The sequence below is a fragment of the Rossellomorea sp. ABR4_012 genome (genome assembly GCF_056159545.1).
Genome location: NZ_JBSWVK010000001.1, coordinates 1,031,568 through 1,050,509 on the forward strand (window position 1 = coordinate 1,031,568; position 18,942 = coordinate 1,050,509).

Sequence of the window (18,942 nt, forward strand, 5' to 3'; positions counted from 1 at the left end):
AATGTCAAATAACACATCAAACCACAGCCGTATACCTTGGACTCAAATCATTGGATTTCTATTGTCAGTAGGATTGACCTTCCTCGCAGTCTGGTGGGGACTATACACAGACCTTGCCCGCGGAACCATCGTGGCCATTGTCTTCGTCCTTGCATTCCTGCAAGCGGCAATCCAGCTGTTCATGTTCATGCACGTAAATGAAGGAGAAGGAAAATGGCAGGTCGGCAAAATGCTCTCCGCCAGCTTCATCGCCATCGTCATCGTAGCCGGATCCGTCTGGGTCATGAACAGCATGCACTAAAAACGGGACATGGGGACAGGTTTGTTGTCCCAATGGTTAAATAGAGGAAACATGAAAAAGGAAGCTTCTTAAAGCAGAAGCTTCCTTTTATATTGGGGAACGAATAGAACGGCCATCAAAGGAGATAACAATCATAAAGGTCAGGCACGGTAATGTGCCTGACCTTTCGTATCCATTATTCTAGTATGAAAATCCCATCTGATACCGGGCGTTCACCAGTGGGATCTGAAGGCTGGTTGACCAGCTTGTCATCAACGACCATCGCTGATGAACCTCCACCATCAAGGTTCAATCCTTTAACGGCCCCAAGGGACTGAAGTATTTGGGCACTCTCCAGGAAACTGACTCCAATGCTCTCTTCAGGGCTGCGGCCTTCAACGGTGACAAGCAAAATATTTCCGTTTTCCTTGATCCCTGCAAACGATCTTGGATGACGATATTGTGCAAAATGATAGTAGAAATCATTGCTCCATGCAAAGCCTTCTTCTTTTGCCTGAATATCGATCTTTCCTTCATCTAGTAGTTGAGGTGCCCCGCCGATGATATCTAAATTTGATGGGGTTTTCAACTGCTTCTCATCAGCCGTGATGTTTTGGTTGATCGTTAATGTTTCTCCTTTTGAAACATTGTGTTTCAGCCATTCTGCCCGGTCACCTGTTGCTGAGAGGACGATTCCGCTCTCTGGGATGTTATGGCCCCTCTGGGAGTAAGTCTCAACCACTTCTCCACTTGCATTCAGCACAACTTCGAAGCCTTCTCCTTTAGGAGTTGTATCTCCGAAATAAGCGTTATATTCGATGATTTCCTCTGGATCAGTACAGGTCACATCATGCTTTGGCTGATTGGTTTCCGTGTCATCGACCCCGCCGCAGCTCCTGATCAATCCAGGCTTTCGGTTGATTCCGTCAATCACAGCCGTTTCTCCGTTTTTCGTTTTTACATGTGATGTAGTCGACGTTTCTGCAATCTTTGCTTCGTTCCCCGAAAGAAGAAGACTTGTGCGCTCTCCAATCGCTTCGCTGACCAATTGGCCGTCGACAACTGATATCCCAGCCGGATCCCCGGGTACACCATCGTTTGGACCTACGACAAAGTAGCCGCCATTCATCCCAGCTAAAGCTTGATTCCGTTCAGCCATGGAGGAAACCGTTTCACGTCCGGTAATTTCATCATTTGCCAGGACGTTCGTCAGTTCACCTTCAAATGTTGACGGATCGATTTCAAGTACATCAATCTTCCATGGTCCTGTTGTTTTGGTGGTCCCGTCATATTCTGAAAAAGTGACCTTTGCTTTTTCATAACCACTTGTACTCAATTGATCAGCGTGTTCTTTTGCTCCATTCTCATTTTCAAACTCACCCGAACGAACCACATAACCAATTTCTTTTTCTTCAACATCTGTATATTTAGACTGTTTATTTTTTACTTCATGAAGCGTTGCATCGTACCCTTTTTCTTTCAGCTCATGTAACAGAGAGTTTGCTTGTCCCCTTGTTTCAAAGAAAGATACATCCACCGTATAATAGGCTTTCTTTGAATAATAGCCTCTAGTAATGTCGGTATGGGTAACACCTTTGGTTACTTGTTTAGTAATTCGTGATTCTGGCAAGTCGGACTCTCCTATTGAAAGTGTCTCTTGAGATGTGTTGGCCTGTACATCTTCCCCTGCTGGCAAAATTGAAAGTACAGTAGAGAGTGACAGGGCAGATACAATGGCCGTTTTTACAAATGGGCGGTACATGGCATAAAACCTCCAAACATATTGTTGATACACCACCATACTAGAGGGTAATTAATAATAGAAAGTTACATGGGATTAAAGATTTGGTTAACAATAGGCGGTCCATTAATCTATCTTATTCATTTGCAGTAAAGGGTTTGAAAAGGGCTGCTTTTAATAGAATGGGTTTTGTCGAATTTTCATGTAAGAAAGGGTGTTGACTTTGGAAGTAAATTACAATAATATAATGATTGATTAATCAATCAATTTTTAAAAGGGAGAGATTTCACATGTCTGCTTCACTTTCACTAGAAGAAAAAAAGAAACGGAAAAGAGCGGTGATTCTTCAGGCTGCTGTAAAACTGTTCAGCGAGAATGGGTTTGCAGAGACTCCAATTGCTGCTGTCGCTAAGGAAGCAGGGGTCAGCTTCGGGTCCGTTTTTACGTATTTTGAAACAAAGGAAGTCCTGTTTCAGGCTGCTGTCCTGGAGCCCCTCGAAGAGATAAAGCCTTATTTTTATGAAATAGAAGAACGCTACAGTGGAAATCCAATGGAGATGATAAAACAAATGATCCATTGCCAGGCTGATATATTTTCAAAGAGCAAGGATTATCTGCGTCTGATCCAGCAGGTGCTTGCTAGACCTGAGAGGTATCCGGTGCTATTTAATGAGCTTGATGATTTTGTCAATGTATTCATCGATAAAATCTATCCGGTAATCGCCGAAGGGCAGGAGATGGGGCTCTTCTACAAGGATGAACCGCCTTTGATCGCCCAGTCGTATTTATCCCTGATCAACGGGATGCGGTTGACATTTGTCGATGACTATACCAACTTGGTATGGAGCGATATGAAAATACAGGCACTTCGGCTGTTTGGACCGGTACCGAACGCAAGGGAGGAAATGCGATGAAACTGCGGGACATCCATCCCAACATCAAATTACGGCTTGGCATGCAGTTCCTGGGCGGACTTGTGTCCATGGCCGTCATTCCGTTCCTGGCCATTTATTTTTCACAAAAAATCGGGGCAGCCGTCACAGGCGTCATTCTCATTTTGATTGTCATCAGCGGAGTGATCGGGGGATTTATCGGCGGGCACATATCAGATAGGATCGGACGCAGGAAGATCATGATTTATTCTGAGGCAGGTGTGTTGATTACATATCTGTTCATTGCTTTTTGCAACTCTCCCTGGTTCGACCTTCCGTATGTATCGGCTGCTTTTTTTCTGCTCAACATGTTTGCAGGCGGGATGTTTCAGCCGGCTGCCCAGGCGATGATCATCGATGTGACGGATTCAGAATCGAGAAAGCTCGTGTTCACGATCAGCTACTGGCTGGGGAATCTTGCCACGGCACTCGGGGGCATCATCGGCGCATTCTTGTTTAAGAGTTATTTGTTCGAACTGTTTATTGGAATTTCGGTCATCTCCCTTTTATCAGTTGTCATCACCATCTTCTTCATCTCAGAAACCTACACGCCAATTTCGAAGGCAACTTCAACAGCACCACCCAAATCTTCACCTTTAGAACTCTTCCACAGCTATTCAGCCGTTTTGAAAGACAAACTTTTCATGTTTTACATCATAGGGGCTGTGTTCATTTTTACTTTGGAACAATCATTGACCAACTATATCGGGATCCGCCTGGAAAGGGATATACCCGAGCAAGGCGCTTCCCTCTTAGGCTTTGACTTCACGATCGACGGCACAAAGGTACTTGGATTTCTCAAAACAGAAAATACACTTCTGGTCGTCCTTTTGTCCGCTGTTGTCTTATTCTTGTTTAAAAAATGGAAGGACCGCTGGACACTCGTAACGGGAATGTTCATTTTTTCTGTCAGCTTCAGTGCACTTGCTTTCACCAACAGTATCTTGTTTCTTTTTATCATCATTTTTGTCGGGACGATAGGTGAACTTATGTATGTTCCTGTCAAACAGGCGATGATCGGTGACCTTGCACCTTCGAATGCCCGCAGCACTTACATGGCATTTTACAGTCTGACGTTTTACGGGGCGATGATCATCGCATCGCTTCTGATCATCATCGGCGAATGGATCAGTCCCCTGATGATGGGAGGCATCTTGCTGGCTCTTGGACTTACGGGTACTTTCCTTTACTACTTGATCACCAGATCCTTGGCGTCCAACGTAACCGATGCAAAAGAAATAAAAGAAGTGAAAGCTTCCATTCCTTCGTAAAAAAGGGACACCGGGACAGGTTTCGTGTCCCGGCATTAAATTGAAATGGGACGCAGGACTGAGTCCCCGCGTCCCACACTGCTTTAGTGAGGCATGTTGCCAGGCTGTTGAGGGACCGTTGTGTAGCTTTGAAGCATCGCCGTCATGTCCTGGTTGTTCAGCTGCGGTACCTGGTAATATCCGTGCTTATTCTGGTACAAGAAAATTTCGTAGCTCATCTCGATGAAGTTCGGAACGCTGTCCGCTACGACACGGCGCAGGACCGGATTGGTCATCTCAAGGGCAGTCATCGCAAGCAGGGAAGCGAGTGATTTCGTTTGCCCGAGCATGTAAGCTGACAGTCCTTTGTCTGACAGGTCGTTGACTGATTGGTTCGGTTTCTTTGGCTGTCCCGGTTTGATTCCATAAACCGTGTCATTGTTTTGCGTCATTTTATATTGCTGGGTCGGCACTTGGGGATCGCGGCCTGTGGAAAAGCTTCCGACGATCGTATTGTACATGGTCGTCACAAAGGCAGTCTGGCGTTTGACGATATCTTTCAGCTCGGGATCCTGGATGTGCTGATCATACATTTGATACTGATCGAGCATGCTGATGATCCCTGCAATGATCTCATGTGCGTCAAATAATTCGTGGCCGCCATGGTTTGTATTCATTTGATTCATTCCCTGCTGGGGATTGTTTTGAGTTTGGTTTTGCTGGTTATTTTGTTGATTGAACATGATGTTTCCCTCCTTAGTCGTTGACATCGGTGTTAGATTTCCCTTTGGAGATGGAATCATGTATGGAATTCCTTTGCAGTTTTTAAAAGGCTTTTTTCTAGAAGAATCTTATTTAAAATAAAAAGTATATATATGTAAATAGTGAATTTTCTGATAAAATAATAATATCTAAAAAATGGAAACTTCCTTTTACAAGGGGGTGATGTTCTTGACCGAACTCATAATAATTTTTATTAGTCTCTTGATATCTGATATTGTTTCCGATTGGACACATTCTCTATTCGGTACTGATTATAATTGGGTTACTGATCAATTTGATTTGTTATTGCTATTGGTTGATTTCAGTATTCTCTTGATAATCTACTTGACAATTTATATGATTTTAAAAAAGTTAATCATTAGAAAAGAAAATTAGACCTCGTCTGGGGTCTTTTTTAATCCTTTTGAAAACTGCCTTTTTTTAAAAAACAGTCAATATCACCAGAGACTAATACATGAGGGCCCGTCCGAATATAATAGGGAGAAGTAATGTAGAGGTGGTTTTGAAGAATGAGCGTATTCATCAGTTATATTGCATTGGGATTATCGCTGTCAGCACCGATGGGCCCGATCAATGCACTCCAATTGGACAAGGGGATCCGGTTCGGGTTCTGGCATGCATGGCTTGTAGGAGTAGGCGGCATGGCGGCGGATGCCATATTCATGCTCCTCATCTATTTCGGTCTCGCTCAGTTTGCGGACATGCCTATCGTTCAATTGTTTTTATGGCTGTTCGGTTTTTTTGTGCTCGTTTATACAGGGATTGAAAGTGTGGTGAAGGCTGGTGCTGCCGCTCAGCAGCATCAACATAGAGGACGGGAAACGAAAGCGAAGGCGTTTCGTACCGGTTTTCTAATGGCGATTTCAAATCCCCTGAGTATTTTGTTCTGGCTCGGGATTTACGGGTCGATCCTGGCCGAGACCTCCAGTAAATATCAAGGCGGGCAAATATTGATATACAGTATGGGGATTTTCCTGGGGATTACGCTTTGGGATTTCGCGATGGCGTCTGTCGCGGCAGGAACCAGGAGATGGTTCAATCAAAACATCATTCGGTGGATCTCGATCATCTCCGGCATCGTCCTGATCGGATTCGGGATTTATTTTGGTGTGAAGGCTGCCGGGATCATACTCGGAGCATAGACAGACACCCAATCGAACACCTCCTAATAGGATAGTGTGTAGTCTTTTAGGAGGGATTTGTCCGATGTTACTTTCAAAAAACTGGATCGACAAACATATAGATGAACTTACCCCATGGCAGCAGTCTGCCTACACCGATTTCTCAGACATGATGTGTGATGAACAGCGTCCATATCCATGTGTACCGGGGAAACAGGGGTTTCAAAGAGATATGCTGCGATTTGGGTTTGCGGATGACCCGAGAACACCCGGATCCATTGAACAGCTCGCTTCGCTGCTTAAGGATTATGGAGAAATCTCAAGGGATACCGGGAATTATGCTTCACTGGTAGTTTTCTTTCACTCAGAAGGTTTGGAAGGGGCAAATATTGATAACTATCAGGACTTGTTCTGGACAGTATTGAACAAGGTGCATGATCTTGATGAAACACCTTGGCCGAAAGATATCTCAAGAGATCCCCATCATCATACTTGGGAATTTTGCTTTGGCGGTGAGCCATACTTTGCGTTTTGTGCTACGCCTGCACATAAAATAAGAAAAAGCCGGCATTTTCCTTATTTCCTCATCGCCTTTCAGCCGCGCTGGGTATTTGATGAAATCAATTCCTCCACCGCCTTCGGTCAGAAATTGAAAAAAGTGATCCGGAAACGGCTGGTGGAATACGATGAAATCGATGTGCACCCGAGCCTTAAATGGTACGGACAGGAGGATAACCACGAATGGCAGCAGTACTTCCTCAGTGATGATGATTCGTCACTTTCGAAGTGCCCATTTATGAATAGCCAAAAAAGGATCAAGAGTTGAAGCGTCTGCTTTGGCTCTTTTTTATATAGGGTTGCGGTCTGTATACAGTGATGGGTATATGCGTCTTCGATTTGTCGAATAATCTTTAATTCGAGCATAAATTCCCGATTTCGCGCATAAAATGAAAATTTCGCGCATATATCGTGGATTTCGCTCATAAAATAAAATTTTCACTCATAAACATTTCAGGATACCCCATACCCCTCATCAGAAAACTCCTCCAATATACGGCCTCACATTCATTTTCTGAATCGGTGCACTTGCCGAATGTTTTTCATAAATAAAGGAGAAAGTAAAGGGGTAATCAAAAGGAGGTCCGCGAATGCTCAACATATATCCAAACTGCTGGAGTGAACACGAAGAATTAAAAACGGTCGTTGTTTGCTCGCCTACAACAATAGATGTCCCAGATCAGCGCACCGCGGATTATGTCGGCTGGGAAAAACCTGTTAAGCAGGAAAAGGCACGTGAAAATCATGAAAAAATGGTACAGGCTATGGAACGTGCCGGAGTAAGGGTAATCGATTATTCCACCTATTTAAACGGTGAACACGCAGAACTCAATCATCAGCTCATCAATCGGGTATTTGTCCGTGACCACGCTTGTGTCTTCGGGAATAAGCTGATCCCGGGAGTTGCGGGGTCGACGATGAGAATGCCGGAATATATTCACTGTCATCAGATCCTCCAACAGTGGTTTGACGAGAAGACATTCTCAATAGAAGATAATAACCGGGTTAAGGCCTGGGAAAATGGCGACGTATTAGTATTGAATAAAGATGCCGTGTTTATCAACACTGGCCTCAGAACGAGCATCGAGAGTCTGGAAGTGATGAAAGAAAAGATCTTGGAAGCGGGATTCTCTGAAATTGGAGTAATCGATCTGCCCCGGAAGACTGAAACGATGCATCTTGATATGAATTGCAATGTGGCAGGACCTGATCTTATGATCTCTAAAAGCTACATGCGGCTGTTTCCAGTACAGATCATCACAGAAAAAAACGCCACGTACAGGATGACGGAGGAATTCCTGAACCGCCATGGATTCGATGTACTGTGGACTGACAAAGTAAAGCACACCGTTGCAGATATTAACTTCTTGAATCTGAACCCGGAAACACTCCTTGTCAGTAACAAAATGAACAAGAGTATCTTGCATGACCACCCAAAATTAAAGAACAAAATGATTGTAGAAGTAGAAGTGAATGAATTGGAAAAAGGGGGAGGCGGCATCCGCTGCATGACGCTTCCGTTGGAGAGGAGATAACGATTTGAAAAAGGACTTGTCGATTTGGGACAAGTCCTTTCCTTTTCCATAAAGTTCAGCACAAGGTATCCAAAGGGTAAGTAGGTTACAAAATAGTGCCTGCTTGTTTCACTCGTTGACAGTAGTTATCATATACCTTGAGACAAGATACAAATGATTATAGGAGTGGCCAAATATGAAAGCATTGCTTTTAAAAGATAAAGGTTTATGGAAAGACATGAAAGTGGAAGAAATCGATGCACCCAGTCCCGGGAACGGGGAGCTGTTAGTAGAAGTGCATGCTGTCGGATTGAATCCGGTTGATTATAAGACGGGGACAAACGGGATTCCGAGCTGGTCTTATCCGCATATCCTCGGGCTGGATGTAGCCGGTGTTGTTGCAGGAGTTGGTGAAGGTGTGACTGGCTGGGAACCGGGTGACCGTCTCGTCTTCCACGGGGATTTAACGAAAAAAGGTGGTTTTGCAGAATTTACGCTGATCAGTGCGCACACAGCATCTAAAATTCCAGACGCCATTTCGTTTGAAGAAGCGGCTGCCCTGCCGACTGCAGGCTACACAGCTTATCAGGCACTACACCGCAAACTGCCGATGGATCAAATGAACACGATCCTGATCCATGGCGGTGCCGGCGGAGTGGGCGGATTCGGTGTCCAGCTGGCGAAACTCGCAGGAAAAACAGTGATTTCCACGGCATCCTCACACAACCATCAGTATGTGTCATCACTTGGAGCGGACTACGTCATCGACTATCGTGAGGAGGATGTGACGGCAAGGGTGATGGAGATCACGGATGGCCGCGGAGTGGATGCGGTCGTTGATGCGGTCAGCAGGCAGAGTGCAACCGGCTCGCTGGACATGCTCGCTTACATGGGACATATCGTCTACATCGCAGGCTTGCCTGATTTTACAAAAGTAAAACCATTCACCAAGGTCATTTCATATCATGAAATTGCCCTGGGGGCCGGCCACCAATCCAATGACGTGCTTGCTCAGAAGGATTTTGCCGTCATAGGTGATCACATGATGTTACTCCTGGAGCAGGGAAAATTGGATGCGATGTTAAAAGAGGTCATTGGGCTCGATGAGGTTCCGGAGGCGCTTATCCGTTTGTCGGAACGCCATGTAAAAGGGAAGATCGTGGCGAAAGTAAAATAATTAAAGAAGGTGCTCATCCGTTTTGGATGGGCACCTTTTTACATGAGATGGGAAAGTGGGTTTAATAAAAACGTCTATTCTATTTGCAGAATTATACGATACTCTGCTGCTGTTCCCTGATCATTTCATAAAGAATGTTCATGTCGTTTTCCGAAAGAATCTTTGGAACCGGATAAAACGGATTGGCTTCTGTCAAAGCCCGTTTAATCATGAGCGGGATATCACTGTCTGAAATACCGGTTATTTTAGTGGGGATGTTCATGTCTCTGTTGAGCTTTTTGATGGCTTCAATGAATGCGATAGCCTTTTGACTGGCCGTATCGGAATTTCCGCCGATGCCGGCTGCGTCCGCCAATTCTGCCAATGGCTGATGAATCGATTCCCCGTAATACTCGAGGACATAAGGAAGGATGACTGCGTTAGCCAGCCCATGGGGAGTCGAGTAGAATCCGCCGAGGGTATGAGCGATGGCATGCACATATCCGACGTAGGCACGCGTGAACGCAATGCCCGCCAGATAGGAGGCTTTCTGCATATTCGTCCGGGCCTTGATATTCTCTCCGTTGGAAAAGGCCTCATATAGATTGTTGAATATCAGTTTTACAGCCTGCTTGCTGCACGCCATGGTCTCTGCTGTCCTGCTTCTGCCGATGTACGCCTCCACAGCATGTGTCAATGCGTCCATTCCGGTCGTCGACGTGATATGCGGAGGAAGTTTTATCGTAAGCAGGGGGTCGAGCACCGCAGCATGCGGAATCAGCGACAGGTCATTGATTGCATATTTTTCATGGGTATCAGGGTTCGAAATGACAGCGGCAAGCGTTGCTTCGCTTCCTGTACCGGCCGTCGTCGGAATGGCAATAAGGAAAGGAAGCTGTCTCCTGACCTTGAGCTGCCCCTTCATCTGAGGGATGGTTTTATCCGGTCTCACAACCCGGGCACCCACAGCTTTGGCGCAATCGATCGGAGACCCCCCGCCAAAGGCGATGATTCCTTCACACTTATTTGCGTGATACATGTTCAAAGCCTCTTCAATATTATCGATGGTCGGATTCGGGACGGTCTTATCATAGACGGAATAATCGATTTTATCCCCATTTAACGCATCGAGCAATCCATTCATCAAACCGAGTGTAGAAATCCCTCTATCGGTGACAATCAAGACGCTGTTTATCCCTTTGTCTTTTAAGACAGCCGGCAAACTGTACAGGCTGTTTTCCCCTTCGATCAACTCCGGTTTCCGCCATGGTAAGAAATATAAAGCGCCCCGATAAGCGGTTTGATAAGCCCTGCAATACATTTTGTACATGACAATCCCTCTCTTTTATAAAAAATAGGTATCATTTATGGCCGGTCTAAGGGTGTCGATGTCTCTTCTAATATATATTTGTGTTTTATCTTATTTATAAGTTTCATTTTCTAATCTGTATCTATGATTTTATCAAGCATCCATACAGGAGACTAGCGAAACTTTGTTTAATCCCAAAAGGTTGTTATAATGGTACTTCATTGTAATGCTAAAAAGGAGTTGAAAACCCTTGAAATATATACGTTCTCAAATGAAACGGCTGATGAAAGATGAAAAAGAACTGCAGGACCGTTTAAAGAAATTGATGGATGAACAAGGCTTGGAGAGAAGTTTTGCCATGAAGGCCCTGTACCATTCGGAAGTGGCGGATGGCGGTAAGTATCAGGCTAAGTACCAGGCGCTGGATGAGCCGAAAAAGTAGATTTTACCTGTATAGAGTTGCTCTATACAGGTTTTTTACAGTTTGAGGGGTTACTAACGGAAACACCCGGGTAAGGTGAAAAGTAAAAAGGATGATACGATGCCATTCGATTATTCACTGGACTTTGACGCCACCGATTTCAGGGAAAAACCGGAATTGTACCGGGTCGGCAGGGGAGAGCAGGGGGTCCTGCTCGTGGAGCCATATAAAAGTGAGATCCTGCCGCATTGGCGTTTTAAAACCCCGGATATTGCGAAGGAATCTTCGGATGAAATTTATGACATGTTCCTCGACTACAAAGAAAAGGACGACTTCGTCGGAATGGACATGGCCCGGAAATTCCTTCAAATGGGCTACACCAGAGCCCGCCGCTATGCGAATTATAAAGGCGGCCGGAAATATGATGAAGACGGGGATGTGAAGGAAAGGCAGATCGATTCGGAGAAAGCAGAATCCGCCGCCATTTTTGAAGAGAAATGGAAGCTTGCAAGAGAAGACGAAGACTATCTCAAGATGAAGCGGGAGCATCAGAAGAAATATGGATGAAGAAAGTGAAGGCCAATAGTGAAGGCCCGTAGTGAAGGCCCGTCCCTGAACTGCACTAAAGCAGTGAGGGACGGGCCTTTTTCATTATGATCTCCTGCTGTCGATCAGATGGATGACACCTTTGAGAATGAGAACGATTGAGAATAAAAGAACAGCCAATACCCCAATGACATCTACAATCGGGTTAATCGGCGCCAAAAATCCTGTCAGCGGCACCCGGAGCAGTGCAAACCCTGAAAGAATGCCTAAAAAAAATAACCAAATTGAACTACCCATTTGAATTCACTCCTTCCTCATGATTAATTTATTCGGGGAGTGGTAAAAGCGTTTGAAAAATGGTAGATTTGGCCTAATTAGAGCATCGTCTGCGATTCGGAAAAAAAGTTGTAGTATTTTGAAAGAACATATTGTTATAATATGGTAAAAGGAGGCGGTATTTATAAAACTGAAAGATTATTAAGCAAAACTCGAAGATTAATAGGTGTTTCTCGATGATTTTCACTAAAAACTCGATGATTATTAGAGAAAACTCGATGATTCTCATCACCATCACTCTCCACGCTCTGAAATGCCTTCAAATTTCTGTCCAATCCCTATCAAAAACTCATTTTTCCAAAAGGAGTGGTCGATTGATCAAGAAAATGCACGTTCCCCCAATCAAAATCCTTAAGTTGTATGCCCTCTTAAGAAGGATTCTTCCAAATCACCCATTAAAACAAGAGATTGAAGGAGAGTTAAGGAAACTTGAAGCAGGATATAAAGGGGAGATTTCCCTCGATTATCATTTAAGCTTTTTACCCGATAAAGAGTATTTGATTTTGCATAATCTGCGCCTTTCTTATAAAACATTTTTCTTCCAGATTGATACTTTGGTTCTTCATACCAACTTTATTTTGATCTTGGAAGTTAAAAATATAGCGGGTGAAATATATATTGACACTGAATTCAATCAGATGATCCGCACAAAGAATAATACTTCAGACATTTTTCCTGATCCGATCCTCCAGGCATACAAACAAAAGGAAAAGCTTGAGAGTTGGCTGATTTCAAAGAGTTTCCCCGGCATTCCCGTTGAATATCGTGTCATTCTTACCAACTCACATACTCTCATTAAAAATACTTCGCAAAACAATTTGGTTTTAAATCAGCTGATTCGCAGCGAAAGGCTAGCCTATGTAATAAAAAACTTATCGGTAAAATATACGAAGCAGGTGGTTACTGCCAAAGAGCTGAACCGAATTGCGAATCGACTCATTAAATCTCATGTCCCTCATGACCCTGATGTCCTGTCACAATTCCAACTTTCTAAATCGGATGTACGATCCGGAGTGTATTGCACCCAGTGCAAATCCCTTTCAATGGAAAGAATCAGCGGAACATGGAAATGTTCATTTTGTTTATTGAGGCAAAAAGATGCCCATATAGCAGCTTTAACAGACTACGCACTGCTCATGGACACAACGATTTCCAATAAAGAAACGAGGAAATTCATGAATTTGAAGAAGCCTTCCACTGCAGCCAGGTTGCTTTCTCAGATGAACCTCCCCTTCGAAGGAACCACAAAGGATAGAAGATATTACCTTGATTCATTAATTACGAATTTGAATTAAAAAATGTTAAGCATCTTGAATTTCAAGGTTGCTTTCTTAGAGGGTTGTGTTTTGCCGAACGTACTCAACTTTTTACAAAAACTTTACCACCATTAATCTTCCATAACAGAAAGGGGTATCAACTTAATGAAATAAATGTTTCATGATAACCTAAATAAAGAAATAAATATTCAACAACGGAGGTCTTACTTTTGCATCAAAAAAAGCTCAACCTAATGTCCCGAGACACGAAGAATTCAGCTGAATTATTTGAGAGAGCCAAAAACGTCATCCCCGGAGGTGTCACGGCCAATATCAAGTATATGGCACCTCACCCGATCATGATGGAAAAAGGAGACGGCAGCAGGCTGATTGATGTGGATGGAAATGAATACATCGATTATCTGCTCTGTTATGGAGCGTTGATCCTCGGTCATGGTCATCCGCGGGTGTATGAAGCAGCGATGAACCAAATGAAGGAAGCGGGAACGACCATATTCGGCACCCCGCACAGGCTGGAGACCGTCATGGCTGAAAAATTGATTTCGCTATTCCCCGGAGTTGAAATGGTCCGGTATACGAATTCAGGTTTGGAGGCCACTTTGCTTGCCATCAGAACTGCGGCGGCATATACAGGAAAACCGAAGATCGCGAAATTTGAAGGCCATTATCATGGCGGGTATGATCAGGTGCTGCTTAGCGTGAATCCTGAAATCGACAAGGCAGGGGAAGAAACAGAACCGAATGTGGTTCCTGAATCACCCGGTATTCCTGATTACTATCGGAAGAATACGGTCATACTTCCTTTTAATGATATCGAGGCAACAGAACTGATTTTACGGAATAGCGCCCATGACATCTCCGCCATCATCATGGAGCCGGTTCAAGGAGGATTCATTCCTGCTGAGCAAGCATTCATGACAAGGCTCAGAGAGATAACAGAAGAGCTTGGGATCCTCCTGATTTTTGATGAAGTGAAAACCGGTTTCCGCCTCACCGTTGGAGGAGCGCAGAACCTATATAATATCAAACCGGATCTTACGGCTCTCGGAAAGGTGCTTGGCGGAGGATTTCCTGTAGGCGCAATCGGTGGAAAGAAAGAAATCATGGAAATCAGTGCGCCGGATGGAGGCAGGGACATCCTTACAGCCGGTGCTGAAAACGGAAGCAAAAAAGATCCGTTATTTCACAGCGGAACCTACAACGGTCATCCGACAATCCTGGCATCCGGGCTTGCGACGATTGAGATACTCGAAGAACAAGGGACGATGGACAGCCTTCTCGCTAAAACGACTTCACTGAGGGAAGGGCTTGAAGAAGTATATAAACGAAATGATATCCCAATGCAGACAGTCGGAAGAGGGAGCATTTTTAACATCATCCTGGCTGAAGGAAACATTAAAAATTATCGCGATATGGGGAAAGCCGACAGTGACTTAAGAAGCAAAATCGACTATGAGCTATTAAAGCTTGGAATCTATACAAAGCCCCTTAACCGGTATTCCATGTCTGCCGTACACAGCGGGGAAGATATCGAAAGAACCATCAATGCGCACGAAAAAGCGATTAAAATGGTCCGGAAATAAGTCAGAAAGAGGTGAAATATGAACATAAATGTGTACAAAGTCATCACAGGGAAAATGCCGGAAATGAGTAAGGCACAGGTTAAAATTGCACACTTTATACTCGGAAATCCGAATCAAATTCCATTTTTAACAGTCGGTAAGCTGGCGAAGATCGTAAATGTCAGTGATGCTACAGTCGTTCGCTTTGCCACCTTTTTGGGTTTTTCAGGATATCCAGAGTTTCAGCGCCACATCCAGTCTTCTGTTCAGCAGCAATTGACGGCGACTGAGAGGCTGAAACTGTCAAAAGAAGTTTATGGTCAAGAAGATCAAGGAATATCCCACATTATTGGGGGAGACATTGAAAACATCCAGCTGACGCTTAAAAATCTGGATGTTGAAAATTTCCGTAATATGGTCGCCTCCTTACTGGAGGCAAGTAGAGTCTATATTGTGGCGAATAGAAGTGCCGGAGCCCTGGGAGTTTTCCTTCACTATTATTTAAACATGATTCTAGACCATGTCGAATTGCTGGATTCAATTGAGAAGAATGCAGATCGTCTTCACGACCTGGGGGAGGATGACTTCGTCTTGGGCATCAGCTTTTCCAGATATACAAAAAGCACGGTGGACATACTTCGATTTGCAAATGAAAAGAATGCAAAAACGGCAGCGCTGACCGACAATCTATTATCTCCGCTCATCCAGCACGCAGATATTTCACTGACAGCAGAAAGTAATATGCCTGCCTTCATCGACAGCTTCACCGCACCGCTCAGTGTCATCAACGCACTCATCATCTATGCCGCCAAGCAAAAGCAGGATGGGTTTGAGAAGCGGCTCGATGAACTCGAAGAAGTGTGGGAAAGATTCGATGTATTCCATTAAACGCAAAAGGCCCGCCTTCACTGCTCTAAAGCAGTGAGGGACGGGCCTTTAGCGATTTAGAGAGATGAGGGACGGGCCTTCATATCAATGTGCTGCTCGTTCTCTTTTTTTACGTCGGAATCGATCGAATACTAGGTAAAGCATCGGCACGATCATCAGCGTGAGGATGACCGAGAATGCGATTCCGGAGATGATGGTGACTGCAAGCGGTGTGAATAGGGCATCCCCGCTGACCGCCACAGGAATCAAAGCGACAATTGAAGTTATCGCAGTCAAAACGATCGGACGTAATCTTGCGCGCCCGGCTTCGACGACTGCTTCTTTTACATGCATGCCTTCCCTTAATCGCTGTTCGATGAATTCGATGAGTACGATCGAGTTCCGTACCACTATCCCCGTCAGTGAAACCATCCCCATGACAGCAAGGAAGCTGATCGGAGTCTGGGTGACGAATAGTCCAAGTATGGCTCCGGCAATGGCTAAATATACGGCAACCAGTACAAGGAAAGGCATCGATAAAGAATTGAATTGAAGAGCGATCAGCAGGTAAACAAGGAAGATCACGATCGTGAACAGAATGGTGATTTCCGAGAAGAAGCTGTCTTGAGCTTCGTTTTCCCCGCCGAGAGTCACACTGTATTCAGGAGCAAGGTCTTTCTTGGCCTCATCGACGATTTCCTGTACTTTTTCTTCATACCCTTCTTCGTTCTCAGGAAAGGCGCGGATTGTAATAGCGCGTTCTCCGTCGACATGAGGGATTTGCTGGATTTCTTCTTTCTTTTCGACAGTCACCAGTTCATCCAGCGAGACAAGTTTAGGCGGTCCGGCAGGGGTCTGGCCGCCAACAGCCGGTAATTCTAACGAAGAAAGATCGACTTCCCCTTCATTGCCGTCAAGCACAAGGTTCATGTCACGCTTCGTGACGCCATTATCAAACGCTTTAAGCGGGATTCCTTCAGTCGCCAGGCGTATTTGTTCACTGATCTGGTTAACGGTGATGCCATTTTCCTCAAGGGCTTCCCGGTCAGGGATATATTCCTGAACAGGAGAGAGTTCCCCTACATTATCAACGACAAGATTTGTTTCAAGATTTCCGATTTCATTTTTGATTGAATCGCGTAGCTCGAGAAGCTTCTCCATTTCAGGTCCGGACACGGTCACCGTTACAGGTGCTCCAGCCGGCGGTCCCTGTTCAATGGTTTCCATGAAAAGAACCGCGTCAGGGAATTCACTGCGGAGCTTTTCGGTCCACTCCTCAATCAAGCCTTGGGCCGTCTGGTTTTCCCTGTCAACGCGGGCCACGATCTGGCCTGTATGTTCACCCGCATTTTGGAGGGAACTGTTGAATAGATTCGGAAGTCCTGTACCGGCGAATACGCTTGTTTCATAGACTCCTTTATCGGTTTTCAACCTGTCTTCCATCTCAGCAAGCGTATCTGACGTTTCTTCCAGTGTCGTCCCGATCGGAAGGGTGACGTCAATCGTCACTTCTTCGCGATCTGCAGATGGGAAGAATTCAAATGGTGTAAATGCGATCAGACCGAAGATGGCTGTCGTGAACACAAGTCCCAGAGCGGCTGTCAGGAAAGGTTTCTTGGAAAATCGTTTTAATATGACGTCTGCGTAAAAATCTGCAAGCTTATCAAGCGGTTTTCCAATCAAGCCTGGTGAATCTGATATTTGTTTCTTCGTTTTACTGTACATCATATAACGGAGCACAGGTACAAATACCAAAGCAGCCAGCGTCGACGCAAGAATCGTTGTAATCAAAACGGTCGGCAGCGCCCGGATAAATGCTCCGTTCCCGCCTGATAAAAAGACAAGCGGCAGGAACGTAAACACAATGGCTAGTGAAGACGTTAAAATGGACACCCACATTTCCTTCACGCCATTCACTGCGCCTGCCAGGGCATTGTCACCGAGTTTATAGCGGCGCTGGATATTGTCATTCATGACGATCGAGTCATCAACAAGGATACCAAGTGCGATAATTGCCCCGATGACTGATATCTGGTTAAGGTCGACTCCTGCATAAGGAAGGGGGATCAAACCAGCCAGAACAGAAATCGGTATTGCCAATGCGACTACGATAACCCCGGATCCGGTAAGTCCCAAGGCTGTTGTGACGATGACTGCCAATACGGAAATCCCCAGCGAAGTGAATAACCCTTTGAATATATCCGTCACAAGGCTTGCCTGTGAATAATAAGGAACTAACTTCACGTCTTCCGGAAGGTTAGTGGAGAGTTCCACCACTTTGTCGCTCACACGTTCATCGACTGAAGGGATATCTTCCCCTTGTTTTACAAAAGCAGTGAAAGATACAGCAGGTTTCCCTTCGAATGTGATGATATCCTCTGCGTCTTGAGGTGAAATCTTCACCTCAGCGATATCGCCGAGCAGCACGGATTCCCCTCGAGGATTCTTTCCTACAAATACCTCTTTCATCTCGTCAATCGTCGAATAATGTTCTACCGTCAGCTGGACGACTTCATTATCGATCGTTTCCTTTCCTAGAGGGGTAGGATAGTATTCATCGTTGATGGCTTTCATGACATTGGACACATTAAGTCCTGATTCTTTTAAGTCTTGAACATTAAGTTCAATGAGTATTTGCTCCTCTGGCAGTCCCTTCACGGCAACTCCGGAAACACCTGATAATTCTTCGACTTCCGATTTCCAGCGGTCCACCTCATTCTTGAATTCTTGCAGACTCTCACGGTTTTCACTTGTGAGTTGATAAGAAACAATCGGCATCTTCACCGTGGATTCATTGATCTCAGGGTCAAAAACCTCTTCTGGAAACGATGCGGAAGCATCGGACACTGCCTGCCGCACATCGCTGAACACTTCTTTTTTGTCTTCACCATCCTCTACCTCTACAATAACAGTAGAGAATCCGGCAGCAGACGACGAACTCAGCTCCTTGATTCCATCGATGGATTGGAGCGAATTCTCAATCGGATTCGTGACGGTCCGTTCCACCGTACCAACGGTAGCTCCCGGATAAACGGTAGAAACCGTCCCGATATTCACTTCTGTTTCAGGGATTTCTCTCTGAGGCAGTTGAAAAAATGTGAAAATCCCGATAATGGCAAACAGCAGGACAAAAATCAATGTGATCTTTGAACGCTTCAAGATTGCTTGAATCATCAAATTCCCTCCTATTCCGTTGCTTGACTCAATGGTCAAATGGATATTTTTAAATGCTTTGTTTTACTGTTATAATAACGTTTAATTAAGTTGACTCATAAGTCATTTTTTCATG

17 protein-coding genes are annotated in these 18,942 nt (G+C 44.8%); 12 read left to right on the forward strand and 5 right to left on the reverse strand.

The window, feature by feature from the left end; translation table 11 throughout:
- Position 1 precedes the first annotated feature (1 nt).
- Positions 2–301, forward strand: coding sequence for a cytochrome aa3 quinol oxidase subunit IV (gene qoxD, locus ACXAFV_RS05010; protein WP_475124879.1), 300 nt, complete (start codon positions 2–4; stop codon positions 299–301).
- Between the two features lie 175 nt (positions 302–476).
- Here qoxD and ACXAFV_RS05015 read toward each other — a convergent pair whose 3' ends face one another.
- Complete coding sequence (locus tag ACXAFV_RS05015) at positions 477–2,042, reverse strand: phosphodiester glycosidase family protein (RefSeq protein ID WP_475124880.1); 1,566 nt, start codon at positions 2,040–2,042, stop codon at positions 477–479.
- A gap of 269 nt (positions 2,043–2,311) precedes the next feature.
- On the opposite strand from ACXAFV_RS05015, the gene ACXAFV_RS05020 reads away from it, so the two are divergent.
- Together ACXAFV_RS05020 and ACXAFV_RS05025 are read left to right on the forward strand one after the other, a co-directional pair.
- Positions 2,312–2,935, forward strand: a complete 624-nt coding sequence (locus tag ACXAFV_RS05020; RefSeq protein ID WP_475124882.1) for a TetR/AcrR family transcriptional regulator — start codon at positions 2,312–2,314, stop codon at positions 2,933–2,935.
- On the forward strand, positions 2,932–4,224 hold the full coding sequence (locus tag ACXAFV_RS05025; protein WP_475124884.1) for an MFS transporter: 1,293 nt from the start codon (positions 2,932–2,934) through the stop codon (positions 4,222–4,224). Before ACXAFV_RS05020 ends, ACXAFV_RS05025 begins: the two co-directional genes overlap by 4 nt.
- 83 nt (positions 4,225–4,307) lie before the next feature.
- On the opposite strand, the gene ACXAFV_RS05030 is transcribed toward ACXAFV_RS05025, so the two are convergent.
- Entirely contained in the window at positions 4,308–4,946 is a 639-nt protein-coding gene (locus ACXAFV_RS05030; RefSeq protein ID WP_446244247.1) for a spore coat protein, read from the reverse strand.
- Between the two features lie 549 nt (positions 4,947–5,495).
- Between ACXAFV_RS05030 and ACXAFV_RS05035 the strand changes: the two genes are divergently transcribed.
- The 4 genes from ACXAFV_RS05035 (at position 5,496) to ACXAFV_RS05050 (ending at position 9,356) form a co-directional block, all read left to right on the forward strand.
- Complete coding sequence (locus ACXAFV_RS05035; RefSeq protein ID WP_475124886.1) at positions 5,496–6,128, forward strand: LysE family transporter; 633 nt, start codon at positions 5,496–5,498, stop codon at positions 6,126–6,128.
- Positions 6,129–6,192: 64 nt separating this feature from the next.
- Entirely contained in the window at positions 6,193–6,933 is a 741-nt protein-coding gene (locus ACXAFV_RS05040) for a YqcI/YcgG family protein (RefSeq protein ID WP_475124888.1), read from the forward strand.
- Between the two features lie 322 nt (positions 6,934–7,255).
- Positions 7,256–8,200, forward strand: coding sequence for an arginine deiminase family protein (locus ACXAFV_RS05045; protein ID WP_475124890.1), 945 nt, complete (start codon positions 7,256–7,258; stop codon positions 8,198–8,200).
- A 175-nt stretch (positions 8,201–8,375) separates the two neighbouring features.
- Positions 8,376–9,356 carry a zinc-binding dehydrogenase gene (locus ACXAFV_RS05050; RefSeq protein ID WP_475124892.1) on the forward strand — a complete coding sequence of 327 codons (981 nt, stop codon included), beginning with the start codon at positions 8,376–8,378 and terminating at the stop codon, positions 9,354–9,356.
- A 91-nt stretch (positions 9,357–9,447) separates the two neighbouring features.
- Here the strand turns inward: ACXAFV_RS05050 and ACXAFV_RS05055 are convergent, their stop codons facing one another.
- On the reverse strand, positions 9,448–10,665 hold the full coding sequence (locus tag ACXAFV_RS05055; protein ID WP_475124893.1) for an iron-containing alcohol dehydrogenase: 1,218 nt from the start codon (positions 10,663–10,665) through the stop codon (positions 9,448–9,450).
- Between the two features lie 229 nt (positions 10,666–10,894).
- Between ACXAFV_RS05055 and ACXAFV_RS05060 the strand changes: the two genes are divergently transcribed.
- Both ACXAFV_RS05060 and ACXAFV_RS05065 read left to right on the forward strand, forming a co-directional pair.
- Positions 10,895–11,086 carry a hypothetical protein gene (locus ACXAFV_RS05060; RefSeq protein WP_175990372.1) on the forward strand — a complete coding sequence of 64 codons (192 nt, stop codon included), beginning with the start codon at positions 10,895–10,897 and terminating at the stop codon, positions 11,084–11,086.
- Positions 11,087–11,185: 99 nt separating this feature from the next.
- A complete protein-coding gene (locus ACXAFV_RS05065) occupies positions 11,186–11,632 on the forward strand; it encodes a DUF4385 domain-containing protein (RefSeq protein WP_475124894.1) in 447 nt (148 codons plus the stop codon).
- Positions 11,633–11,716: 84 nt separating this feature from the next.
- Here the strand turns inward: ACXAFV_RS05065 and ACXAFV_RS05070 are convergent, their stop codons facing one another.
- Positions 11,717–11,908, reverse strand: a complete 192-nt coding sequence (locus tag ACXAFV_RS05070) for a hypothetical protein (protein ID WP_475124895.1) — start codon at positions 11,906–11,908, stop codon at positions 11,717–11,719.
- Between the two features lie 353 nt (positions 11,909–12,261).
- Here ACXAFV_RS05070 and ACXAFV_RS05075 point away from each other — a divergent pair, with 353 nt between their 5' ends.
- The 3 genes from ACXAFV_RS05075 to ACXAFV_RS05085 all read left to right on the forward strand — a co-directional run bounded on the left by ACXAFV_RS05075 (position 12,262) and on the right by ACXAFV_RS05085 (position 15,674).
- A complete protein-coding gene (locus ACXAFV_RS05075) occupies positions 12,262–13,242 on the forward strand; it encodes a nuclease-related domain-containing protein (protein WP_475124896.1) in 981 nt (326 codons plus the stop codon).
- Positions 13,243–13,457: 215 nt separating this feature from the next.
- A complete protein-coding gene (locus tag ACXAFV_RS05080; protein ID WP_475126068.1) occupies positions 13,458–14,807 on the forward strand; it encodes an aspartate aminotransferase family protein in 1,350 nt (449 codons plus the stop codon).
- Between the two features lie 18 nt (positions 14,808–14,825).
- Positions 14,826–15,674: a MurR/RpiR family transcriptional regulator gene (locus ACXAFV_RS05085; RefSeq protein ID WP_475124897.1), complete on the forward strand. Its 849-nt coding sequence runs from the start codon at positions 14,826–14,828 to the stop codon at positions 15,672–15,674.
- An 84-nt stretch (positions 15,675–15,758) separates the two neighbouring features.
- On the opposite strand, the gene ACXAFV_RS05090 is transcribed toward ACXAFV_RS05085, so the two are convergent.
- On the reverse strand, positions 15,759–18,827 hold the full coding sequence (locus ACXAFV_RS05090; protein WP_475124899.1) for an efflux RND transporter permease subunit: 3,069 nt from the start codon (positions 18,825–18,827) through the stop codon (positions 15,759–15,761).
- Positions 18,828–18,942 lie beyond the last annotated feature (115 nt).